The organism is Frateuria sp. (assembly GCF_035943815.1).
In the GTDB taxonomy this organism is placed as follows: Bacteria; Pseudomonadota; Gammaproteobacteria; order Xanthomonadales; family Rhodanobacteraceae; genus Frateuria_A.
Window position 1 is genome coordinate 96,391 of the sequence record NZ_DASZBU010000015.1, and the last position, 21,117, is coordinate 117,507.

22 protein-coding genes and 1 tRNA gene are annotated in these 21,117 nt (G+C 69.0%); 8 read left to right on the forward strand and 15 right to left on the reverse strand.

Features of this window, described 5'->3' with window-relative positions; all coding sequences use genetic code 11:
• Positions 1-7: 7 nt before the first annotated feature.
• From VGU65_RS11055 to VGU65_RS11075, 5 genes are read right to left on the reverse strand one after another with little or no spacing between them, the layout of a single operon-like run.
• Positions 8-610: a response regulator transcription factor gene (locus tag VGU65_RS11055; RefSeq protein ID WP_327475657.1), complete on the reverse strand. Its 603-nt coding sequence runs from the start codon at positions 608-610 to the stop codon at positions 8-10.
• Positions 607-1,794 (reverse strand): sensor histidine kinase, encoded by a 1,188-nt coding sequence (locus tag VGU65_RS11060; protein WP_327475659.1) that lies wholly within the window; start codon positions 1,792-1,794, stop codon positions 607-609. The genes VGU65_RS11055 and VGU65_RS11060 overlap by 4 nt, the downstream gene beginning before the upstream one ends.
• Positions 1,770-3,008 carry a sensor histidine kinase gene (locus VGU65_RS11065; RefSeq protein WP_327475661.1) on the reverse strand — a complete coding sequence of 413 codons (1,239 nt, stop codon included), beginning with the start codon at positions 3,006-3,008 and terminating at the stop codon, positions 1,770-1,772. The genes VGU65_RS11060 and VGU65_RS11065 overlap by 25 nt, the downstream gene beginning before the upstream one ends.
• A gap of 6 nt (positions 3,009-3,014) precedes the next feature.
• Complete coding sequence (locus VGU65_RS11070) at positions 3,015-3,806, reverse strand: ABC transporter permease (RefSeq protein ID WP_327475663.1); 792 nt, start codon at positions 3,804-3,806, stop codon at positions 3,015-3,017.
• A 1-nt stretch (position 3,807) separates the two neighbouring features.
• Entirely contained in the window at positions 3,808-4,734 is a 927-nt protein-coding gene (locus VGU65_RS11075) for an ABC transporter ATP-binding protein (protein WP_327475665.1), read from the reverse strand.
• Between the two features lie 295 nt (positions 4,735-5,029).
• On the opposite strand from VGU65_RS11075, the gene VGU65_RS11080 reads away from it, so the two are divergent.
• The 3 genes from VGU65_RS11080 to upp all read left to right on the forward strand — a co-directional run bounded on the left by VGU65_RS11080 (position 5,030) and on the right by upp (position 7,724).
• A complete protein-coding gene (locus tag VGU65_RS11080) occupies positions 5,030-6,526 on the forward strand; it encodes an aminotransferase class III-fold pyridoxal phosphate-dependent enzyme (protein WP_327475667.1) in 1,497 nt (498 codons plus the stop codon).
• A 149-nt stretch (positions 6,527-6,675) separates the two neighbouring features.
• Complete coding sequence (locus VGU65_RS11085; protein ID WP_327475669.1) at positions 6,676-6,996, forward strand: PsiF family protein; 321 nt, start codon at positions 6,676-6,678, stop codon at positions 6,994-6,996.
• 89 nt (positions 6,997-7,085) lie between these two features.
• On the forward strand, positions 7,086-7,724 hold the full coding sequence (gene upp, locus VGU65_RS11090) for a uracil phosphoribosyltransferase (protein WP_327475670.1): 639 nt from the start codon (positions 7,086-7,088) through the stop codon (positions 7,722-7,724).
• Positions 7,725-7,803: 79 nt separating this feature from the next.
• On the opposite strand, the gene pip is transcribed toward upp, so the two are convergent.
• A complete protein-coding gene (pip, locus tag VGU65_RS11095) occupies positions 7,804-8,769 on the reverse strand; it encodes a prolyl aminopeptidase (RefSeq protein WP_327475672.1) in 966 nt (321 codons plus the stop codon).
• 69 nt (positions 8,770-8,838) lie between these two features.
• The gene (locus VGU65_RS11100; RefSeq protein WP_327475674.1) at positions 8,839-10,224 is read right to left on the reverse strand and encodes a D-2-hydroxyglutarate dehydrogenase; all 1,386 of its coding nucleotides are present in this window, start codon (positions 10,222-10,224) and stop codon (positions 8,839-8,841) included.
• A gap of 114 nt (positions 10,225-10,338) precedes the next feature.
• Between VGU65_RS11100 and serA the strand changes: the two genes are divergently transcribed.
• The gene (gene serA / locus VGU65_RS11105) at positions 10,339-11,571 is read left to right on the forward strand and encodes a phosphoglycerate dehydrogenase (protein WP_327475676.1); all 1,233 of its coding nucleotides are present in this window, start codon (positions 10,339-10,341) and stop codon (positions 11,569-11,571) included.
• A gap of 171 nt (positions 11,572-11,742) precedes the next feature.
• Here the strand turns inward: serA and VGU65_RS11110 are convergent.
• From VGU65_RS11110 to rpmI, 7 genes are all read right to left on the reverse strand, one after another.
• Positions 11,743-11,819: transfer RNA gene (locus tag VGU65_RS11110), tRNA-Pro, on the reverse strand.
• A 105-nt stretch (positions 11,820-11,924) separates the two neighbouring features.
• Positions 11,925-12,281, reverse strand: coding sequence for a MerR family transcriptional regulator (locus VGU65_RS11115; RefSeq protein ID WP_231349364.1), 357 nt, complete (start codon positions 12,279-12,281; stop codon positions 11,925-11,927).
• A complete protein-coding gene (gene ihfA / locus VGU65_RS11120; RefSeq protein WP_091333672.1) occupies positions 12,262-12,561 on the reverse strand; it encodes an integration host factor subunit alpha in 300 nt (99 codons plus the stop codon). Before ihfA ends, VGU65_RS11115 begins: the two co-directional genes overlap by 20 nt.
• A gap of 1 nt (position 12,562) precedes the next feature.
• Positions 12,563-14,992 (reverse strand): phenylalanine--tRNA ligase subunit beta, encoded by a 2,430-nt coding sequence (gene pheT / locus VGU65_RS11125; RefSeq protein WP_327475688.1) that lies wholly within the window; start codon positions 14,990-14,992, stop codon positions 12,563-12,565.
• A 21-nt stretch (positions 14,993-15,013) separates the two neighbouring features.
• Positions 15,014-16,009 (reverse strand): phenylalanine--tRNA ligase subunit alpha, encoded by a 996-nt coding sequence (pheS, locus tag VGU65_RS11130; RefSeq protein ID WP_327475690.1) that lies wholly within the window; start codon positions 16,007-16,009, stop codon positions 15,014-15,016.
• Positions 16,010-16,294: 285 nt separating this feature from the next.
• On the reverse strand, positions 16,295-16,654 hold the full coding sequence (gene rplT / locus VGU65_RS11135; protein WP_209618427.1) for a 50S ribosomal protein L20: 360 nt from the start codon (positions 16,652-16,654) through the stop codon (positions 16,295-16,297).
• A gap of 15 nt (positions 16,655-16,669) precedes the next feature.
• Entirely contained in the window at positions 16,670-16,867 is a 198-nt protein-coding gene (gene rpmI / locus VGU65_RS11140; protein WP_026635107.1) for a 50S ribosomal protein L35, read from the reverse strand.
• Positions 16,868-17,089: 222 nt separating this feature from the next.
• Between rpmI and VGU65_RS11145 the strand changes: the two genes are divergently transcribed.
• The 3 genes from VGU65_RS11145 to VGU65_RS11155 are packed head-to-tail and all read left to right on the forward strand — an operon-like array spanning position 17,090 to position 19,102.
• Positions 17,090-17,992 (forward strand): hydroxymethylglutaryl-CoA lyase, encoded by a 903-nt coding sequence (locus VGU65_RS11145; protein ID WP_327475697.1) that lies wholly within the window; start codon positions 17,090-17,092, stop codon positions 17,990-17,992.
• 37 nt (positions 17,993-18,029) lie between these two features.
• Positions 18,030-18,518, forward strand: coding sequence for a GNAT family N-acetyltransferase (locus VGU65_RS11150; protein ID WP_327475699.1), 489 nt, complete (start codon positions 18,030-18,032; stop codon positions 18,516-18,518).
• Positions 18,519-18,529: 11 nt separating this feature from the next.
• The gene (locus tag VGU65_RS11155) at positions 18,530-19,102 is read left to right on the forward strand and encodes a GNAT family N-acetyltransferase (protein ID WP_327476329.1); all 573 of its coding nucleotides are present in this window, start codon (positions 18,530-18,532) and stop codon (positions 19,100-19,102) included.
• Positions 19,103-19,122: 20 nt separating this feature from the next.
• Here VGU65_RS11155 and VGU65_RS11160 read toward each other — a convergent pair whose 3' ends face one another.
• The gene (locus VGU65_RS11160; protein WP_327475701.1) at positions 19,123-19,917 is read right to left on the reverse strand and encodes a thymidylate synthase; all 795 of its coding nucleotides are present in this window, start codon (positions 19,915-19,917) and stop codon (positions 19,123-19,125) included.
• A 171-nt stretch (positions 19,918-20,088) separates the two neighbouring features.
• On the opposite strand from VGU65_RS11160, the gene VGU65_RS11165 reads away from it, so the two are divergent.
• Complete coding sequence (locus tag VGU65_RS11165) at positions 20,089-21,096, forward strand: TIGR00266 family protein (RefSeq protein ID WP_327475703.1); 1,008 nt, start codon at positions 20,089-20,091, stop codon at positions 21,094-21,096.
• The last annotated feature ends 21 nt before the right edge of the window (positions 21,097-21,117 follow it).

Sequence of the window (21,117 nt, forward strand, 5' to 3'; positions counted from 1 at the left end):
CTTTGCGCTACAGCCAGCCTTTCTGCCGCGCCAGGCGGAATGCCTCGATGCGGTTGCCCGCGCCGAGCTTGCCGATGGCCTCGGACAGGTAGTTGCGCACGGTGCCGTGCGAGAGGTTCAGGCGCGTGGCGATGTCGCTGGCCGGGAGACCCTCGCCGGCCAGCCGCAGCACCTGGCGTTCGCGGTCGTTGAGCGGGTCGGCCTCGGTCCAGGCCTCCAGCGCGAGCTGCGGGTCGATCGCCCGTCCGCCGCGGTGCACCGTGCGCAGCGCCTCGGCGAGGTTCTCTGCCGGCGCGTCCTTGAGCAGGTAGCCGGAGACGCCCGCGTCCAGCGCGCGGCGCAGGAAGCCGGGACGGGCGAAAGTGGTCACGATGATCACCTTCATCGGCAGCTCGTGACGCTGGATGCGCTGGGCCAGCTCCAGCCCGGTCAGCCCGGGCATCTCGATGTCGGTCACCAGCACGTCGGGCTTGAACTTCTGCAGGTCGCGCCAGGCCGCCTCGCCGTCGGCGGCCGAACCGAGCACCTCGATGTCGCTCTCCAGATTGAGCAACGCCGAGAGCGCCCCGCGCACCATCGCCTGGTCTTCGGCCAGCAGCACGCGGATCATGCGGCGCTCCCGGCAACGGGCAGGTCGGAGACGGCTGCGGATACCGGCGCACGCGGCAGCGGCACGTGCAGGGAAAGCACCGCGCCGCGCCGCAGCGGCGAATCGATCGAGAGCGTGCCGCCCAGGGCGCGCACGCGCTCGCGCATGCCGCTCACGCCGTTGCCATGTGCGGCCAGCCCGCCGCGTCCGTTGTCGCCGATCTGCATGTCGATCCCGTGGTCCCCGATGGCGATGGCCACGCGGGCGCGGCTGGCGCGCGCGTGGCGGTGGATGTTGGTGACGGCTTCGCGCAGCACCAGCGCGAGCGGAGCCTCGATGTGCTCGGGCAAATCCGCGCGTTCGGGAAGCTCCCCCTCGAGCGCGACGCCACTGGCTTCCAGCATCAGCCGCGCCGAAACCAGCTCGGCCGCCAGGTCGCTGCGGCGCATGCCGGTCACCGCGGCGCGCACCTCGGTCAACGCATGGCGCGCGACGCGCTCGACTTCCTCCATCTCGCGCTGCGCGCGCGCCGGCTCGGCCAGCGCAAGGCGCCTGGCAAGCTCGGACTTCAACGCCACCAGCGAAAGCGTGTGTCCCAGCAGGTCGTGCAGGTCGCGGCCGATGCGCTCGCGCTCGGCCAGCGTGGCCAGGCGGCGCACCTCCGACTGCGACAGGCGCAGTTCCGCATCCTGGCGCAGGGTGCGCATGTACAGCAGATTGCTGAAGCCGCCGAACAGGCCTGCCAGCCCCACGCCCGCGGCGAGCGGCAGCTTGTCGCCGAACAAGGCCGCCTTGGCCAGCGCCAGTACCGTGATGCCGGCGACACCGAGCAGCCAGCGCCGCCACGAGGGCACGTAGGCCAGCAAGATGCCGGCCATCATCATCGGCACGTAGCCGACCGGGTTGTAGCACCACAGCGCCAGGCCCACCCCCGCGATGCCTGTGGCGTGCCACTCCAGGCGCCCCAGCGGACCCAGGTAGACGCGCGAATAGAAATAGACGTAGACGGGCACCGCCAGCAGGGTCGGCGCCATCCAGTGCCAGCTGAACGGGCCGGTGGCCAAGGGGCCCTGGAACAGGGCCACCAGCACGAACAGCGACATGCCAGCCTGCCAGCGCATGTACAGCGGCGAGCGCAGTTGGCCCAGCAGGGAATCCGGCCGCGGCGTGAAAAAGCGCATCAGGAATGTGCGTTCGCGGCCCATGGCGCGGCCTCCGCGGGCTGGGCCGGTTTTGCGGCCGGCGTTGCCGGTGGCGTCGCCGCTACGGCAGGCAGCGGCACCACCACGCGCAGGCGCGTGCCGTGCCCGCGCCTGGAGTGGATCTGCAGGTGGCCCCCCAGCGCACGCGCTCGCTCGCGCATCCCGGTCAGGCCGTTGCCCTCTTCCTCCACGCCGCCGCAGCCGTTGTCGGCGATGGTCAGGCAAAGGCCGCCGTCGATGACCTCGAAGGACACCTGGGCCTGCGTCGCCGCGGCGTGCCGCGCGATGTTGGTGGCCGCCTCGCGCAGCACCAGCGCCAGGCCGCGCTCGATTTCCACCGGCATGCATGGCGGCTGCCCGTAGTCCAGCTGCACCGCGGAGGATTCCAGCAGCAGCCGTGCCGAGGCGAGCTCCGCCGCCAGGTCGGTGGCACGGATGCCGGTGACCGCGCAGCGCACCTCGGCCAGCGCGTGGCGGGCCACCTTCTCGGCCTCGGCCACTTCGCGCCGGGCCGCCTCGGTGTCGCGGTCGAACAGCTTGCGCGAGAGCTCCAGCTTCAGCGTGATCAGCGACAGCGTGTGGCCGAGCAGGTCGTGCAGGTCGCGGCCGATGCGCTCGCGCTCGGCGGTCGCGGCGAGCCGGCGCACCTCGTCGTGCGACAGCTTCAGGGCGGCGTCCTTCTCGTGCGCGATCCGTTCCACGTGCGTGACCAGGCCGATCGTCACCGTCATGAACGGGAACGCCACCAGCGCCTGCCACGGGTATCCGGCCTGCCAGGCGATCAGCACGAACAGCGCGTTCAGGCACAGCAGGCGCAGCAGGAACGGCACCAGCCGGCGGCTGCTCAGGCTGCAGGACACGCAGCCATAGATGAAGTAGCTCACGCTGCCGGAGTAGAACGGCGTCAGCGCGATGCCGAACATCGCCAGGCCCATGCCGTAGCGCGGCGAGGCGCTGCGCGAGACCAGCATGGACTTGGCGAACAGCAGCACGAACACCGGATAGGTCAGCAGCGTCAGCAGCGCCCAGTGCCAGCTGTAGCCGTGGTCGAACAAGGGCGTGATGAACACCCAGGCCGACCACAGCAGGTGCACGGACTCGGCCCAGGGCGACTTGCCCTGCTGCTGTATCTCGCTGACGCGCGACCCGGGCTGCGGCGAAAGCCAGGCAATGAAGCGGTTCATCGGACCTGAGCCCATGTTGCGGATCGCGCCCATGCTACTTCAACCGAAGCGGCGCAACCGGCGCGCCGCAAGCAGCAGGAAGGCAACGGTGAAGCCCAGCAGCACCAGCACGTGCGGCAGCAACGCATCCTGGCGCATGCCGACCGCCGCCAGCGCGAGGCGATCGAGGTGGAAGCTCGGCCACATCGGCGCGGCCTGCTGCAGCGCCTTGGGCAGCATCGGCAGCGGGAACCACAGGCCGGAGAGGAAGGACATCGGCAGATAGATGAGGTTGAGCAGGCCCGGCGCGCCCTGCCCCTTGATCAGCGTGCCGACGAACATGCCCAGCGCGCAGAACGGCAGCACGCCGAGCACGCCGGTGGCCAGCAACGCGGCCGCCTGGCCCGGTGAGAGCGCCACGTGGGCCAGTCGCGAGAGCGCCAGCAGCAACAGCACGACGAATCCCGCCGCGGCCATCGCCATCAGCATCTTGCCCAGCAGGTAGGCACCTGGCGGCATCGGCAGCGCCCGCTTGAGCGTGAGCAGGCCGCCGTCGCGTTCCATCGCCAGCGACACGCCGAAGCCGAACAGGCCCGGGCTCATCACCCCGAAGCTGGCGTAGCTGGCCAGCAGGTAGCGCGGGGCGTCGGCGCTGCCGCTCCTGGCCATCAGCACGCCGAAGACCAGGTAGAACATGCCGGGAAACAAGGTGATCGGCAGCATGAAGCCCGGCGCGCGCAGGTAGCGCAGGCATTCGCTGCGCGCCTCGGCGAGGTAGGCGCCCAGCACGCGGCCGGGCGACATGGTGCCGTTGCCGGCAGCGGCTTCCGGGGAAAGCAGGGTGATGTCCATGTCAGGCAGCCTCGCGCTGGTCGTCCGATGCCGCGGCGGCATCGCGGGTGAGTTCGGTAAACGCTTCGGCCAGCCCGGCGCGCTGCACTTCCAGCTCGCGCAGGTAGGCATCGTTCTGCAGCAGGCGCAGCACCACGACCTCGGCTGCGGCAGTGGTCACGTGCAGGCGGCCGTTCTCGCTGCGGACCTCGGCCACCTCCGGCCAGCCGCCCACCACCTGCGGATCAAGCGTGCTGATGCAGCGGATGCGGCGCATCGCCACGCGGGCGCGCAGGTCGTCCACCGTGCCTTCGTTGATCGCACGTCCGCGCGCCATCACGCAGACCCGGGTCGCCAGCGCCTCGGCTTCTTCCAGGTAATGCGTGGTCAGCAGCACCGCGCAGCCTTCGCCCACCAGCCGCCGGATCGCCGCCCACAGCGCCTGCCGCGCTTCGATGTCCATGCCCACGGTCGGCTCGTCCAGGAACAGCAGTTGCGGCCGCCCGCACAGCGCGAGCGCGAACTGCACGCGCCGCTGCTGGCCGCCGGAAAGCTTGCCGTAGGGGCGCTCGAGCAGATCGCCGATGCCCGCCAGCTCGGCGCTTTCCTGCAGCACGCGCGGGTTCGGGTAATAGCTGGCGGTCAGCCGCAGCAGTTCGCGCACGCGCAGCGTGAGCGGCAGCATGGCGTTCTGCAGCATCACGCCGATGTGGCGGCGTGCGGCGAGCTCCTGCGGATCGCGGCCGAACAGTTCGACCTGCCCCGCGTCCGCACGATGCAGGCCCAGCAGAAGGCCGATGGCCGTGGTCTTGCCGGCGCCGTTGGGTCCGAGCAGCGCGAGCAGTTCGCCGCGGTGCAGCGAAAGATCCAGCCCGTCGAGCGCGGTCAGCGTCCCGTAGCGTTTCGCCGCGCCACGCAGCCGCGCGACCGGTGTAGCAGACATGTCCATGCGAGCCTCCCTTGTGTGTCGCAAACGGTAGGCCCGGCGGGCCTCAACGCCCATTGGGCGGCGTCAGCCGGCGCAAGTGACAGCCGTCATGCGGGGTTACGGGCGACAGGGCGGCACGGTATCCTTGGGCTATCGTCCTGCCCGCAAAGCGCTTTTCCGGAGCCTGGCGGCTTCTAGCGCAGGCTCCCGAGCCATGCCGGGCACCGCTGAACCGCACGGGCCACCCCCGGCACGTGCCCGCATCACATGTCGGCCACGCCACCCTGGGCGCCGGCCGGATTCGAGGAGGACTGCCATGGGTGTGATCGATCAGCTGCGCGAACTGCGCGAATTCGGCGGCAAGCCGCGTACCGTCGGGCTGGATGACGCCCGCATCGAGCGCATGGCCGCCAGCTCGCCCGAGCTGGTGCAGGCGGTCGGCGAGGCGGTGGTGCGCCATCGCGAGTTGCGCGCGGACCTTGGCGACTTTCTCAAGCTGGACGAATCGGAGCAGTTGGCGAAGGCGCAGGCCGGCTACGTCAACTTCTACCCCGATGACGCGATCAACCCGTACCTGCCGGCCGCCGCGCGTGGCCCGTGGATCGTGACGCTCAAGGGTGCGGTGCTGCACGACAACGGCGGCTACGGCATGCTCGGCTTCGGCCACAACCACCCGGCGATCCTCAAAGCTCTCGCGACGCCGCAGGTGATGGCCAACGTGATGTCGCCCAGCGTCTCCCAGCTGCGCTTCACCCGGGCGATGGAAAAGGAGCTCGGCCGCAGTCGCGGCGGCAACCCCTACCACCACTACCTGTGCCTCAATTCCGGTTCCGAAGCGGTGGGCCTGGCCTGCCGCATCGCGGACGTCAACGCCAAGCTGATGACCGACGCGGGCGGGCGCTATGCCAACCGCACGATCAAGCGCCTGTCGGTGCGCGGCGCCTTCCACGGCCGCACCGACAAGCCGGCGCTGTATTCGGACTCCAGCCGCAAGACCTACGTCCAGCACCTGGCCAGCTACCGCCACGAGGACACGCTGATCACCGTCGCGCCCTACGACGTGGCGCAGCTGGAAGCCGCCTTCGTCGAGGCCGACAAGCACGGCTGGTTCATCGAGGCGATGTTCCTGGAGCCGGTGATGGGCGAAGGCGACCCGGGCCGCGCGGTGACGCCGGAGTTCTACAAGGCCGCGCGCGAGCTGACCCAGGCGCATGGCACGCTGCTGCTGGTCGACTCCATCCAGGCCGGCCTGCGCGCGCACGGCGTGCTCTCGATCATCGACTACCCGGGTTTCGAGAACCTGCCCCCGCCGGACATGGAGACCTTCTCCAAGGCGCTCAACGCCGGCCAGTACCCGCTGTCGGTGCTGGCGGTAAGCGACCGCGCCGCCGGCCTGTACCGCAAGGGGATCTACGGCAACACCATGACCACCAACCCGCGCGCGCTGGACGTGGCGCTTGCCACGCTGGAACTGCTCACCGACGAGGTGCGCGCCAACATCCGTGCGCGCGGCGAGGAGTTCGTGGCCAAGCTCAACAAGCTCAAGGACGAACTGGGCGGACTGATCACCAAGGTACAGGGCACCGGCCTGCTGTTCTCCTGCGAACTGGCGCCGCAGTTCAAGTGCTACGGCTCCGGTTCGACCGAGGAATACATGCGCGAGCACGGCGTGGGCGTGATCCATGGCGGCGCCAACTCGCTGCGCTTCACCCCGCACTTCGAAGTGACCAGCGCCGAGATCGACCTGGTGATCGACCATGTGCGCCAGGCGCTGCTGAAGGGGCCGCGCAAGCAGACCGCCGAAGCGGCCTGAACCGGACGTCACGTGAAACCCAGGGCGCGCCGACAACGGCGCGCCCTTTTTTTGTTGCGGCGGCTCGCTGGCTCGCTGCTTCCGCCTCCACGCACCCGGGCATAGACTCGCGCGGCCGGCAGCCGCCGGTCCCTCCGTGAGGTGATGCCATGTCCAACCGTTCGAGCCTCGCCATCGCTGCCGCCATCCTGTTCGCCCTCGCCCCGGCGTTCGCCGCCACGCCGGCGGCCAAGCCGCTCACCCCGCAGCAACAGCGCATGTCCGCCTGCAGCAAGCAGACTGCCGGCAAGAAGGGAGACGAGCGCAAGGCCGCGATGAGTGCCTGCCTCAAGGGAACGCCCGCGCCTGCCGCGCCCACCTCCCAACAGGAGCGCATGAAGAGCTGCAACGCCGACGCGAAGGCCAAGGCGCTTTCCGGCGACGCCCGCAAGTCCTTCATGAGCGCCTGCCTGAAGAAGCCCGCAGGCTGACCTGCCACCGCGGGGTGCCGGCCACGGCACCCCGCTCGCGCGCAAGGCCTGCGCTAAGCTTGCCGGCCTCGAGCATGACGGCCGCGCCCATGAAGATCGTCGAAGTCCGCCACCCGCTGATCCGCCACAAGCTCGGCCTGATGCGTCGCGCCGGCATCAGCACCAAGGAGTTCCGCGAACTGGCCTCCGAAGTGGCCGCCCTGCTCACCTACGAAGCGACCAAGGACCTGGAGATTTCGGAGGACAGCATCGAGGGCTGGGCCGGCCCGGTGAAGGTGGAGCGCATCAAGGGCAAGAAGATCACCATCGTGCCGATCCTGCGCGCGGGCCTAGGCATGCTGCCGGGCGTGCTCGATCTGATTCCCTCGGCCAAGGTCGGCGTGGTCGGCGTGCAGCGCGACGAGGCCACGCTGGCGCCGGTCGCCTACTACGAAAAGCTCAGCGGCAGCATGCATGCCCGCACTGCGCTGATCGTCGACCCGATGCTCGCCACCGCCGGCACGCTGGTGGCGACAGTGGACATGCTGAAGGCGGCCGGCTGCCGGCGCATCAAGGGACTGTTCCTGGTCGCGGCCCCCGAGGGGCTGGCGCGGATCGAGGCCGCGCATCCGGACGTGGAGATCTACACCGCCTCGATCGATGAGCGGCTCAACGACAAGGGCTACATCCTGCCCGGCCTGGGCGACGCGGGGGACAAGATCTTCGGCACGAAGCAACTGCCGGGCTGAATGACGCGGGCATCGGGGGCCAGGCCTCCGGGCGCGCGCAAGCCAGCCCTTCTCTCGGGGAGCAGCCGCGAGCCGGCGCCTAGGCGGCCGGCTTCCCGAAGCGGTCGGTCGCCTCGACGAGCTCGTGCGTGATACCGGGCTCGAAGGCCGAATGCCCGGCGTCCTGCACGATGCGCAGGTCCGCCTCCGGCCAGGCACGATGCAGGTCCCAGGCGCTGCGGATCGGACACACCACGTCGTAGCGCCCCTGCACGATCACCGTGGGGATGCCCCGGATGCGCCCGACGTTGCGCAACAGCTGGTCGTCGTGCTCGAAGAAGCCGCCGTGCACGAAGTAGTGGCATTCGATCCGCGCGAAAGCCAGCGCGAACTCGTCCTCGCCGCTGCTGGCGACGTAGCCTGGGTCCTGGTGAAGGAAGCTGGTGCCCGCTTCCCAGGTCGACCAGGCGCGCGCCGCATCCAGCCGGGTCTTGGCGTCGGCGCTGGTGAGGCGACGGTGGTAAGCGCTCATCAGGTCGCCGCGCTCGACTTCGGGAATGGCCGCCAGATAGGACTCCCAGGCATCCGGGTAGAGCGCGTCGCAGCCCTTCTGGTAGAACCACTCCAGCTCCCAGCGGCGCAGCATGAAAATGCCGCGCAGCACCAGCTCGGTCACCTTGTCCGGGTGCCTCTGCGCGTAGGCCAGCGCCAGGGTGGAGCCCCAGGAGCCGCCGAACACCTGCCAGCGCGCGATGCCCAGGTGCCCGCGCAGCCGCTCGATGTCGGCGACCAGGTCCCAGGTGGTGTTGTCGGTGAGTTCGGCGTGAGGCGTAGAGCGGCCGCATCCGCGCTGGTCGAACAGCACGATGCGATAGACGGCCGGGTCGAAGAAACGCCGGCAACGCGGGCTCGCGCCCGCACCCGGTCCCCCGTGCAGAAACACCACCGGCTTGCCGTCGGGATTGCCGCTCTGCTCGTAGTAGATCGTGTGCAGGCCCGACACCGGCAGCATGCCGCTGTCGTAAGGCTCGATCTCCGGATACAGCGAGCGGCGTTCCTGCGTCATGCCTGGGGTCTCCGTTGGGGGCTGTGAGCTCCCAAGGCTAGCATGCGTCTCCTGGCGCGCCGCGTTGCCCTAATCGAACAGTTTGCCGGGATTGAGAATGCCGTTCGGATCGAAGGCGTTGCGCACGCCGCGCATCAGCGCGATCTCCGCGGCGCTGCGGGTGCTGCCCAGGTAGGCGCGCTTGACCAGGCCGATGCCGTGCTCGGCGGAAATGCTGCCGCCGTGCCGCTGCAGCGCATCGGCCAGCAATTGCGTCACCCGTTCGCAGCGGGCGAGGAACTCGGCCTGCGCCATGTCCTGCGGCGGCAGCACGTTGATGTGCAGGTTGCCGTCGCCGATGTGGCCGAACCACACCACTTCCATCTGCGGATACTCGCGCGCGAGCAGCGCCTGCATCTCGTGCAGGAACGCGGGCATGGTGCCGATACGCAGGGCGATGTCGTTCTTGTACGGTTTGCTCGGCGCCAGGCTTTCGGTGATGCCCTCGCGCAGGCGCCAGAGCGTTGCCGCTTGCGCCTCGTTCTGCGCGATCACGCCGTCGCTGATCCACCCCTCGCGCACCCCGCTCTCGAATGCCTGCAGCGCGGCATGCTCGTCTCGCTCGTCCACCGCGTCGTACTCGGTGACCACGTAGTAGGGCTGGTCGCTGTCGATCGCGCGCTGCGCGCCGTGCGCCAGCACGTGGCGCAGCGCCATGTCGGTGAAGAACTCGAACGCCTGCAGCTTCAGCTGCGAACGGAACAGCGAGAACACCCGCATCAGCGCATCCATGTGCGGCAGGGCCAGCAGCATGGTCCGCGCCGGCGGCGGCGACTCGGTGAGCTTCAGCTGCGCGCCGACCACCACGCCCAGCGTGCCTTCCGAGCCGATCATCAGCTGGCGCAGGTCGTAGCCGCTGGAGTTCTTGACCAGGCCGCGGTTGAGTTCCAGCAGCTCGCCGTTGCCGGCCACCACCGTCAATCCGCCGATCCATTCGCGGGTGGTGCCGTAGCGGACCACCCGGATGCCGCCGGCGTTGGTGGCCACGTTGCCGCCGATGGTGCAGGAGCCGCGCGCGGCGAAATCGACCGGATAGAGCAGGCCGTGCGCACGCGCGGCCTCATGCACGGCGTGCAGCGTGATGCCGGCCTCGACCTCGAGCAGCCGGTCGGTGGCATCGAAGCCGAGCACGCGGTTCATCCGCTCCAGGCTCAGCACCAGTTCGCCGCGCGCCGCCACTGCGCCGCCGGAAAGCCCGGTGCGCCCGCCGGAGGGTACCAATGCGATCTGCCGGTCGTTCGCCCAGCGGACGATCGCCCGCACCTGATCCACCGAGACCGGCAACGCCACCGCCAGCGGCGCGGGGCCCCAGCGGCGGGTCCAGTCGCGCCCGTAGTGGATGAGGTCGGCCAGCTCGGTGAGCAGGCGCAATCCCGGCGCGCGGTCGGCCAGGTCCGTGAGGCGGGGGTCGGTCATGATGGCTCCGTGAGGAGTACGCAGCCTGCCAGAGGGCCCCGGGCACGGTCCAGTGTTGCGGTGCCGCAAAACGCGGCATAGTTAGGCCTTCACCCCGGCCTGGACTTGCTTACCATGAAGACTTCCTTCCCCCGGCAGGACATCCGCGTGCTGCTGCTCGAAGGCGTCAGCCGCAGCGCCGAGGAAACCTTCCGCCAGGCGGGCTACACCCAGATCGAAGCGCATCCGAAGGCGCTTCCCGAGGCCGAGCTCAAGGCGCGCCTGGCCGAGGCGCACATCGTCGGCATCCGCTCGCGCACCCAGCTCACGCCGGAGCTGCTGGAGCACGCACGGCGCCTGATCGCGGTGGGCTGCTTCTGCATCGGCACCAACCAGGTGGACCTGGGCGCCGCGCGGCGGCTGGGCCTGCCGGTGTTCAACGCGCCCTACTCCAACACGCGCAGCGTGGCCGAGCTGGTGGTGGCCGAGGCGATCATGCTGCTGCGCGGCATCCCGCAGAAGAACATGCAATGCCATCGCGGCGGCTGGTCCAAGTCTGCCGCGGGCAGCTACGAAGCGCGCGGCAAGGTCCTGGGCATCGTCGGCTACGGCCACATCGGCACCCAGGTGGGCGTCCTTGCCGAGAGCCTGGGCATGCGGGTGATCTTCCACGACATCGAAGCGAAGCTCGCGCTGGGCAATGCTCACACCGCGGCGAGCCTGGACGACCTGCTGCAACGCGCCGACGTGGTCACGCTGCATGTGCCCGATACACCGGCCACGCGCATGATGATCGGCGCCACGCAGCTTGCCCGCATGCGCGCAGGGTCGCTGCTGGTCAACGCCTCGCGCGGCAGCGTCGTCGACATCGATGCGCTGGCGGCGGCCTTGTTCAAGGGCCACCTGGCCGGCGCCGCCGTGGACGTCTTCCCGTCCGAGCCCAAGGGCAACGACGATGGCTTCGTCTCGCCGCTGGTCGGCATGGACAACGTGATCCTTACCCCGCACATCGGAGGGAGCACGCTGGAAGCGCAGGACAACATCGGCATCGAGGTCGCCAGCAAGCTGGTGCGCTACAGCGACAACGGGTCGACATTGTCGGCGGTGAACTTCCCGGAGGTGTCGCTGCCCGAACATCCGCGCAGCCGTCGCCTGCTGCACATCCACCGCAACGTGCCGGGCATGCTCTCGCGCATCAACGAGCTGTTCTCCGCCGGCAACATCAACATCGACGCGCAGTTCCTGCAGACCGATGCGGAGGTGGGCTACGTGGTGATCGACGTGGCCGCCGACGAAGCGCAGGCGCAGGAGCTGAAGGACCGCATGGCGGCGATTCCGGGAACCCTGCGCAGCCGCGTGCTGTACTGAGGCGGTGCGTACCGAGGCGCCGGAATCCCTCGGCAGAGGCGTTGGGGAGAGGGTTCGGGTCGCCGTAGGCGCCTCGGCCGCCGCAACATTCCGAGCACGGCGTCTACCAACGCGAACCCAGTTCGGAAGAAACAAAAACGGCGCCGAAGGCGCCGTTTCGTTCTTCCGAATTGGTCGGGGCGGCCGGATTCGAACCGACGACCCTCTGCCCCCCAGGCAGATGCGCTACCAGGCTGCGCTACGCCCCGACGTAAACGTTGCTTTGCGATCGTCCTGATCGCGAAGATCGAAAAGCGGCCATCCACGGGCCGCACTTTCGACAGAACGCGAATGATAGCAGACGCGTGGCGGTTTCAGCGACGCAGCAGGGTCAGGATTTCTTCCAGTTCCATGCGCACCTGGCGCACGATCTGGTGGGAAATGCTCGATTCCATGCGTGCCTGCGGGCCTTCCAGCCGCGCGCGGGCGCCGGTGATGGTGAAGCCCTCGTCGTACAGCAGACCGCGGATCTGACGGATCATCAGCACGTCGTGGCGCTGGTAGTAGCGCCGGTTGCCGCGGCGCTTGACCGGATTGAGCGCGGGGAATTCCTGCTCCCAGTAGCGCAGCACGTGCGGCTTGACGCCACACAGCTCGCTCACCTCACCGATGGTGAAGTAGCGCTTCGCCGGGATGGCGGGCAGTTCGGTGTTATTCCCTTGGTCCAGCATAGCTCTCGACTCGCACCTTGAGTTTCTGCCCCGGACGGAACGTCACCACGCGACGGGCGGAAATCGGAATCTCCTCGCCCGTCTTGGGGTTGCGACCCGGTCGCTGGTTCTTCTGACGCAGGTCGAAGTTGCCGAAACCCGACAGCTTCACCTGCTCGCCCCTTTCCAACGCTTCGCGGACGACCTCGAAATAGGCATCCACGAATTCCTTCGCCTCACGCTTGTTGAGGCCCACCTCGAGGAAAAGGCGCTCGGCCATCTCCGCCTTGGTCAGCGCCATCTCAACCTCGCAATTTTGCCTTGCATGTGGACTCCAACGCGGCTACCGCATCGCGTACGCAGCGGTCCGCGTCGTCGTCGGTAAGCGTGCGTGAAGCGTCCTGCAAAATCAAGCCCATAGCGAGACTCTTTCGGCCTGCATCGACGCCCTTGCCGCTGTAGCGGTCGAACAGCCGCAGCTCCTTGAGCACGCTGCCGAGGGTGCCGCGGACGGTCTGCTCGATTTGTGACCAGCGCACCTCTTCAGGCAGATCGACGGCGATGTCGCGGCGCACCGAAGGGAAACGCGGCACGGGCCGGGCCTTGGGCAGGCGGCGATCCAGCAGCGGTGCCAGCGCCACTTCCAGGACGTGCACGTCCGGACCCAGATCCAGCGACCTGGCCAGTTGCGGGTGCAGCGCACCGAGGTACCCCACCGTCTCATCATCTCGCGCGACACGCGCGCCGCGGCCCGGATGCAGCCAGGTCGGCAGGCCGTCGGCATGCAGCGACCAGCGTTCCGGTTCGCCGCCCCAGGCCAGCAGCGCATCCAGTTCGCCCTTGAGGTCGAAGAAGTCGAGCGGACGGGTCGGCTCGGCCCACTGTTCGGCATGCGCATCGCCGCAGGCGACGATCGCCAGGCTCGGGGTTTCCACCGGTGCAGTGCCGGCTTGTCGGACCGTCTGGCCCTGCATGGCCGCTTCTTCGCCGACGGCGCCGCTCTCGAAGACCCGGGCGACCTCGAACAACCGCACGCGCTCCTGCTGACGCGCGCGGTTGTGGCGCAGCGCCTCGATGAGGCCCGGCAGCAGCGAGGGGCGCATCACGGCCAGATCGGCCGACAGCGGGTTGGCCAACGGCACCAGCTTGTCGGTCCAGCCCCAGCGCGCGAGCAATCCGGCACTGACGAAGGACAGGTTCACCGCCTCGTAGTAGTCGCGCGCGGCGAGCTGCTCGCGCAGCGCCAGTTCGCCGATGCGCGCTTCCGGCTCGGGCGCGAGCGAGAGCGCGCCGGCGGGCGTGTGGGTGGGGATGCGGTCGTAGCCGTACACGCGGGCGACCTCCTCGATCAGGTCCTCCTCACGCTCGATGTCGAAGCGGCTGGTCGGCGCGGTGACCTGCCAGCCCTCGGCGCCGGGCTGCACGGCCATGCCCAGCGCGGTGAAGATGCGCGTGACTTCCTCGTCCGGCACGCCGAGCCCCAGCACGCGGGCCAGGCGCGCGCGGCGCAGGGCGATCGTGGTTGGCTTCGGCAGGTCGGCCGGGTTCTCGGCGACCAGCACGGGGCCGGCCTTGCCGCCGGCGATCGAGAGCAGCAGTTCGGTGGCGCGCTCCAGCGCGCGGCGCGGCAGCTCCGGGTCGACGCCGCGCTCGAATCGGTGCGAGGCGTCGGTATGCAGGCCGAGCTTGCGCGCGCGCCCCATGATCGCGGCCGGCGCGAAGTGCGCGGATTCGAGGAAAATGTTGCCGGTGGACTCGGTCACGCGCGAATCGAAGCCGCCCATCACGCCGGCCACGGCCAGGGCCTTGCGCTCGTCGGCGATCAGCAGGAAACCGGCGTCGAGCCTGGCCTCACTGCCGTCGAGCAGCTTCAGCGTCTCGCCCTCGCGCGCATGACGCACCACGATGTCGCCTTCGAGCCTGTCGTTGTCGAAGGCGTGCAGCGGCTGGCCCAGCTCCAGCATCACGTAGTTGGTGACGTCGACCACCGCGCTGATCGGACGCAGGCCGGCGCGGCGCAGGCGTTCGGACAGCCACAGCGGCGACCGGGCGGAAGCATCGATACCTTCGATGAGGCGGCCGAGGTAGCGCGGCGAATCCTTGCCGGCTTCCAGGCGGATGCCGCGGCGCGCATCGGTGGTCACCGGCGCGGGAGCCTGTACCGGCACCAGCACGCGGCTGCCGAACAGCGCGGCCACGTCGTGCGCGAGGCCGACCAGCCCCAGGCAGTCGGGGCGGTTCGGGGTGAGCTTGAGCTCGATGCTGGCATCGGGCAGACCCAGAAACTGGACCAACGGCTGGCCGACCGGGGCATCGGCCGGGAGCTCCATCAAGCCGGAGGCATCCGCGTCGATGCCCAGCTCCTTCGCCGAGCACAGCATGCCGGCCGACTCCACACCGCGCAGCCTGGCGGCCTTGATCTGCACGTTGCCCGGCAGCACGGCGCCGACCATCGCCAGCGGCGCCTTCAGACCCACCCGCGCGTTGGGTGCGCCGCAGACGATCTGCAGCGGCTCGCCCTGCCCGGCCGCCACCTTGCACACCTGTAGGCGATCGGCTTCCGGGTGCTTCTCGGCGGCGACGATCTCGCCCACCACCACGCCAGCCAGGCCCTCGCCCAGCACGGTCAGCTCTTCCACTTCCAGCCCGGCCATGGTCAGCGCATGGGCCAGCTGGGCGCGGTCGGCCTGGATCTCGACCAGCTCGCGCAGCCAGTTTTCGGAGAATTTCATGGGTATCGATTCCTTGCCGGCTTACGCGAACTGCTTGAGGAAGCGCAGGTCGTTCTCGAAGAACGCGCGCAGGTCCGAGACGCCGTAGCGCAGCATGGCGAAGCGCTCCACGCCCAGGCCGAAGGCGAAGCCGGTGTAGCGCTCCGGGTCGATGCCGCAGTTGGCCAGCACGTTCGGGTGGACCATGCCGCAGCCGAGCACCTCCAGCCAGCGGCTCTGGCCGTCGTCCGTCTCCCAGCGGATGTCCACCTCGGCCGAAGGTTCGGTGAAGGGGAAGTAGCTGGGACGGAAACGCATCTCGAAATCGCGCTCGAAGAACGCGCGCACGAACTCGGCCAGCGTGCCCTTGAGGTCGGCGAAGCTGGAGGTCTCGTCGACCAGCAGGCCCTCGATCTGGTGGAACATCGGCGAGTGGGTCTGGTCCGAATCGCTGCGGTAGACCTTGCCGGGCGCGATGATGCGGATCGGCGGTTGACGGCCCTGCATCGAGCGGATCTGCACCGGCGAGGTATGCGTGCGCAAGAGGCGCCCGTCGCCGAAGTAGAAGGTGTCGTGCATGGCGCGCGCCGGATGGTGCGGCGGGAAGTTCAGCGCCTCGAAGTTGTGCCAGTCGTCCTCGATCTCCGGCCCTTCGGCGCGTTGGTAGCCCAGGCGGGCGAAGATCGCCGCGATGCGCTCGAGCGCGCGGGTGATCGGGTGGATGCCGCCACGCTGGCCGTCGCGACCCGGCAGCGTGATGTCGAGCTTTTCGGAGGCCAGGCGGCGGTCGAGCTCGGCCTGCTCCAGCGTCTGCTTGCGAGCGGCGAGCGCATCGGCCAGGCGGTCCTTGACCCGGTTGACCTCGGCGCCGCGGGCCTTGCGCTCGTCGGGGGCGAGGGTGCCCAGCGACTTCAGCGCGGCGGTGACGATGCCGCTCTTGCCGAGCAGACCCACGCGCAGGGTTTCGAGCGCGTCCAGCGAGGCGGCGTTTTCGATGTCGGCCAAGGCCTGGCTTGCGCGACTATCCAGATCGTCCATCGGTGCGGTTTCCGCTTTTGGCTTCTAGCTCCCTCTCCCCACCTTTGATCAGAGATTGGGAGAGAGGCTGCGTGAGGGGTCGCTCTTGCGTTGTGGTCTGTGCGAAGCGTGCTTCGATCGAGGTCCGAGGCAAGCTTTGCCCCTCACCCCGATCCTCTCCCCGTTACTTATCAGGGATGGGAGAAGAGAAAGCCACCGCAAAAAAGCGACGTCGTTAAATAAAAACGGGGAGAAGGCGTTGGCCTTCTCCCCGCTTGATTTACAGCATACCGTCGGTGACGACGATCAAGCGGCCAGGCTGGCCTTCGCCTTTTCCGCGATGGCGCCAAACGCCTTGATGTCGTGCACGGCGATGTCCGCCAGCACCTTGCGGTCGATCGTGATGCCGGCCTTGTTGAGGCCATTGATCAGGCGGCTGTAGGACAGGCCGAACTGGCGTGCGGCGGCATTGATGCGCACGATCCACAGCGCGCGGAACTGGCGCTTGCGCTGCTTGCGGCCGATATAGGCGTACTGGCCGGCCTTGATGACGGCCTGGTTCGCTACGCGGAAGACCTTGCGGCGGGCGTTGTAGTAGCCCTTCGCGCGGCCGATGATCTTCTTGTGACGACGACGGGCGGTGACGCCACGCTTTACACGAGCCATGGTGTTCTCCTCCCCTTAGACGTACGGCAACATGCGAGCCACACCCTTGGTGTCGCACGCCTTGACGTGGTTGGTGGCGCGCAAGTTGCGCTTACGCTTGGTCGACTTCTTGGTCAGGATGTGCGACTTGAAGGCGTGACCGGCCTTGAACTTGCCCGACGCGGTCTTGCGAAAACGCTTCGCAGCCGCCCGGTTGGTCTTGATCTTGGGCATGGGAATGCTCCTGGGTGGGCTTGAGTGCCCGGTTTCTGACTGATTCGGCGGTGGTCCCGGAGGCCACGCTTTCCGTCCTGCCGACATCGGTTCACGACCCGTCCGTATGGGTCGAACCGGCGATTATACGGAGGAGCCCGGGCCAAAGCCAGCCTGCCGGGTGCCGGTCCTGGCGCGGCGGCCGACCGGCTAAAGTGGACCGTCCCCGCACCCGGAGCCGCCATGACCGCGCCAGCCGATACCGTCCGCATCGTCGAAGTCGGCGCCCGCGACGGCCTGCAGAACGAAAAGACGCTGCTGCCGGCCGAGGTGAAGATCGCCCTGATCGACCGGCTTTCCTCCACCGGCCTCACCACCATCGAGGTGACCAGCTTCGTCAGCCCCAAGTGGGTGCCGCAGATGGCCGACGCGGCCGAGGTGTTCGCCGGCATCCGCAAGCTGCCTGGCGTGCGCTATCCGGTGCTGGTGCCCAACCTGCAGGGCTACGAACGCGCGCGGGCGGTGGGCGCCCGCGAAATCGCCGTGTTCACGGCCGCGAGCGAGGCCTTCAACCGCAAGAACGTCAACGCGTCCATCGACGAGTCGATCGAGCGCTTCGCGCCAGTGATCGAGCGCGCCCGTGCCGACGGCGTGGCGGTGCGCGGCTATGTTTCCACCGTGCTCGGCTGCCCCTACCAGGGCGAGGTGCCGGTCGCCGACGTGGTGCGCGTGGCGCAGCGGCTGCATGCGCTGGGCTGCTACGAGATCTCGTTGGGCGACACCATCGGCGTCGGCACGCCGGCCAAGGCGCGCGCGATGCTGCGGGCAGTGGCGCAAGCGGTACCCATGAGCGCGCTGGCGGTGCATTTCCACGACACCTACGGCCAGGCCCTGGCGAACATCCTGGCCTGCCTGGAGGAAGGCGTGCGCGTGGTCGACAGCGCCGTGTCCGGCACGGGCGGCTGCCCCTATGCCAAGGGCGCCACCGGCAACGTGGCCAGCGAGGACGTGGTCTACATGCTGCACGGCATGGGCCTGCACACCGGTGTCGACCTGGACCTGCTGGTCGCCACCGGCGCCTGGCTCGCCGCGCAGCTGCACAAGGACACCGCCAGCCGCGTCACGCGCGCACGCACGGCCGCCTGATACGCCGAAGTCGGATTTCCCATACCCCTACACCCTCATGACAACGAACTTCCTAATCCGCCCGATCGAACCTGCCGACGACGCCGCGGTGGCGTCGATCATCCGCACCGTGATGCCCGAGTTCGGCGCCGACGGCCCCGGCTTCGCCATCCACGACACGGAAGTCGACCACATGGCCGGGGCCTACGCGCGGCCCGGGTGCGCCTACTTCGTGGTCGAGCGCGACGGCGCGGTCATCGGCGGCGCCGGCGTGGCGCCGCTGGAGGGCGGCGAGCCGGACGTGTGCGAGCTGCGCAAGATGTACTTCCTGCCGCAGGCGCGCGGCATCGGCGCGGGCACCGCGATGATGCAGCGCTGCCTGGACGCGGCGCGCACGCTGGGATACCGGCGCTGCTACCTGGAAACCCTCACCGGCATGGACGCGGCACAGGCGCTGTACCGCCGCAGCGGCTTCGCGCCGATCTGCGCGGCGATGGGCGGCACCGGCCACCACGGCTGCGACCGCTATTACCTGCGTCAGCTCTGAGGATGGACGGCCTGATCCGCATCGCCCGCCCTGACGACGCCGCCGCGGTGCATGCGATCTATGCCCCGTCGGTCACCCATGGCGCGGCGACCTTCGAGACCGTCCTGCCCGGCGTGACCGCGATGCGCGAGCGCATTGTCGCCCGGCTGGCCCACTATCCCTGGCTGGTGTGGGAAAGCGACGGCGAGGTATTGGCCTACGCGTACGCCAGCCGCTTCCGCGAACGCGCCGCCTACGACTGGATCGCCGAGACCTCGATCTACGTGCGCGAGGATGCCGGCCGCAGGGGTATCGCCCGGCGCCTGTACGGCGTGCTGCTGGAAACGATGCGCCTGCAGGGCATCAACCAGGCGGTCGGCGTGATCACCCTGCCCGGCGAAGCCAGCGTGCGGCTGCACGAGACCATGGGCTTTGCGCCCGCCGGCGTGTGGCGGCAGAGCGGCTACAAGCTCGGCCGCTGGTGGGACGTGGGGGTGTGGCAGAAGACCTTGCAGACGCCGCCGGAACACCCGGCCCCGGTGACGCCGTTCGAGCTGCTTCACGATGCCGGGGAATTGAAGCGGCTGCTCGCCGGCGAGGCATAGGTAGGGGGGCCTCGACCGCCCTACACAGCGACGGGCGCCTTGATCGCGGGATGCGGGGCGTAGCCCTCCAGGGCGACGTCCTCGAAGCGGAAGTCCTCCAAGGCCTGCACTCGCGGGTTGAGCAGCACGCGCGGCAACGGCCGCGGCTCGCGTGACAGCTGCAGGCGCGCCTGCTCGACATGATTGCTGTACAGGTGCGCGTCGCCCAGCGTGTGCACGAAGTCGCCCACGCCCAGACCGCACACCTGCGCCACCATGTGGGTGAGCAGCGCGTAGCTTGCAATGTTGAACGGGACACCCAGGAAGATGTCGCCCGAGCGCTGGTAGAGCTGGCAGGAGAGCTTGCCCTCGGCGACGTAGAACTGGAACAGCGTGTGGCAGGGCATCAGCGCCATCTTCGGCAAATCGCCCACGTTCCAGGCGCTGACGATGAGCCGGCGCGAATCGGGATTGCGGCGGATCTCCTCCACCACCCAGCGGATCTGATCGACGGTGCCGCCGTCGGCCGTCGGCCAGGCGCGCCACTGCTTGCCATAGACCGGCCCCAGCTCACCGCTGGCGTCGGCCCACTCGTCCCAGATGCTGACGCCGTGTTCCTTGAGGTAGGCGACGTTGGTGTCGCCGCGCAGGAACCAGATCAGCTCGTGTACCACCGACTTCCAGTGCACCTTCTTGGTGGTGACCAGCGGAAAACCCTGGCCGAGGTCGAAGCGCATCTGCCAACCGAACACGCTCCTGGTGCCGGTGCCGGTGCGATCGGTCTTTTCCGTGCCGTGGTGGAGCACGTGGTCGAGCAGGTCGAGGTAGGCGCGCATGGAGTGGATTCTAGCGGGAGGGGCGGCGCTTGCCCCAACCGGCCCCCTGGAACTCCCTCAAGCGGGGAAATCGGGCCGGGGCGCTGCCTTGACGCCCAATGACATCCGTCACTCGCCCGGGCTCCGGCGCGGGCCTAGACTCCAAAGCCCATCTCGCAGCGGACGGCGCACATGACCCAGTGGTATTTCAGCTACGGCAACAACGAACGCATCGGCCCACTGGACGACGAGGCCGCACGCGCCCAGGCGCGCAGCCGCCCGGACGGCTACTGCTGGAAGGAAGGTTTCGGCGAATGGCGGCCGATCCACAGCGTGTTCCTGGCCTCCGCCGCCGTGGCCGTGGCGCCTCCGCCCGCACCGGCCGGGCGCTATGGGGCGTCGGACGAAATCGACTACCGCATCGTCGGCAACGACATGCAATTCGTCGAAGTCGAGCTGGACCCGGGCGAGAGCGCCATCGCCGAGGCGGGCGCCCTGATGTACAAGGAAGCGGCCGTGCAGATGGACACCGTCTTCGGCGACGGCTCGACCGCCGTGCAAGGCGGGGGCTTCATGGACAAGCTGATTTCCGCCGGCAAGCGCGTGGTCACGGGCGAGACCCTGTTCACCACCGTGTTCACGCACACCGGCAGCGGCAAGGCCAAGGTCGCCTTCGCCGCCCCCTATCCCGGGACGGTGATGGCGATGAAGCTCTCCGAGCACGGCGGGCGGCTGATCTGCCAGAAGGACTCCTTCCTGGCCGGCGCGCGCGGCGTGTCGCTGGGCATCTTCTTCCAGCGCAAGATCCTCACCGGGCTGTTCGGCGGCGAGGGCTTCATCATGCAAAAGCTCGAGGGCGACGGCTGGGTGTTCGTGCACGCCGGCGGCACCGTGGTCGAGCGCGAACTCAAGCCCGGCGAGCGGCTGGACGTGGATACCGGCTGCGTGGTGGCCTTCCATGACACGGTCAGCATGGATGTGCGGCCCGTCGGCGGTATCAAGAGCATGCTGTTCGGCGGCGAAGGCGTGTTCCTGGCCACGCTGACCGGCCCGGGCAAAGTCTGGCTGCAATCGCTGCCTTTCTCGCGCATGGCCGGTCGCATGCTGGCGGCCGCGCCGCAGGGCGGCGGGCAACGCCGGGGCGAAGGCTCGATCCTCGGCGGCCTGGGCGACTTGATCGGCGGTGACCGTAACTTCTAGCCGTGCGCGAATCGGCAGGGC

Bases quoted from the DNA above. Each gene is read 5' to 3' on its own strand.
- VGU65_RS11055 (WP_327475657.1), bottom strand. From the start codon at position 610: ATGATCCGCGTGCTGCTGGCCGAAGACCAGGCGATGGTGCGCGGGGCG.
- VGU65_RS11060 (WP_327475659.1), bottom strand. From the start codon at position 1,794: ATGGGCCGCGAACGCACATTCCTGATGCGCTTTTTCACGCCGCGGCCG.
- VGU65_RS11065 (WP_327475661.1), bottom strand. From the start codon at position 3,008: ATGGGCGCGATCCGCAACATGGGCTCAGGTCCGATGAACCGCTTCATT.
- VGU65_RS11070 (WP_327475663.1), bottom strand. From the start codon at position 3,806: ATGGACATCACCCTGCTTTCCCCGGAAGCCGCTGCCGGCAACGGCACC.
- VGU65_RS11075 (WP_327475665.1), bottom strand. From the start codon at position 4,734: ATGGACATGTCTGCTACACCGGTCGCGCGGCTGCGTGGCGCGGCGAAA.
- VGU65_RS11080 (WP_327475667.1), top strand. From the start codon at position 5,030: ATGGGTGTGATCGATCAGCTGCGCGAACTGCGCGAATTCGGCGGCAAG.
- VGU65_RS11085 (WP_327475669.1), top strand. From the start codon at position 6,676: ATGTCCAACCGTTCGAGCCTCGCCATCGCTGCCGCCATCCTGTTCGCC.
- upp (WP_327475670.1), top strand. From the start codon at position 7,086: ATGAAGATCGTCGAAGTCCGCCACCCGCTGATCCGCCACAAGCTCGGC.
- pip (WP_327475672.1), bottom strand. From the start codon at position 8,769: ATGACGCAGGAACGCCGCTCGCTGTATCCGGAGATCGAGCCTTACGAC.
- VGU65_RS11100 (WP_327475674.1), bottom strand. From the start codon at position 10,224: ATGACCGACCCCCGCCTCACGGACCTGGCCGACCGCGCGCCGGGATTG.
- serA (WP_327475676.1), top strand. From the start codon at position 10,339: ATGAAGACTTCCTTCCCCCGGCAGGACATCCGCGTGCTGCTGCTCGAA.
- VGU65_RS11115 (WP_231349364.1), bottom strand. From the start codon at position 12,281: ATGCTGGACCAAGGGAATAACACCGAACTGCCCGCCATCCCGGCGAAG.
- ihfA (WP_091333672.1), bottom strand. From the start codon at position 12,561: ATGGCGCTGACCAAGGCGGAGATGGCCGAGCGCCTTTTCCTCGAGGTG.
- pheT (WP_327475688.1), bottom strand. From the start codon at position 14,992: ATGAAATTCTCCGAAAACTGGCTGCGCGAGCTGGTCGAGATCCAGGCC.
- pheS (WP_327475690.1), bottom strand. From the start codon at position 16,009: ATGGACGATCTGGATAGTCGCGCAAGCCAGGCCTTGGCCGACATCGAA.
- rplT (WP_209618427.1), bottom strand. From the start codon at position 16,654: ATGGCTCGTGTAAAGCGTGGCGTCACCGCCCGTCGTCGTCACAAGAAG.
- rpmI (WP_026635107.1), bottom strand. From the start codon at position 16,867: ATGCCCAAGATCAAGACCAACCGGGCGGCTGCGAAGCGTTTTCGCAAG.
- VGU65_RS11145 (WP_327475697.1), top strand. From the start codon at position 17,090: ATGACCGCGCCAGCCGATACCGTCCGCATCGTCGAAGTCGGCGCCCGC.
- VGU65_RS11150 (WP_327475699.1), top strand. From the start codon at position 18,030: ATGACAACGAACTTCCTAATCCGCCCGATCGAACCTGCCGACGACGCC.
- VGU65_RS11160 (WP_327475701.1), bottom strand. From the start codon at position 19,917: ATGCGCGCCTACCTCGACCTGCTCGACCACGTGCTCCACCACGGCACG.
- VGU65_RS11165 (WP_327475703.1), top strand. From the start codon at position 20,089: ATGACCCAGTGGTATTTCAGCTACGGCAACAACGAACGCATCGGCCCA.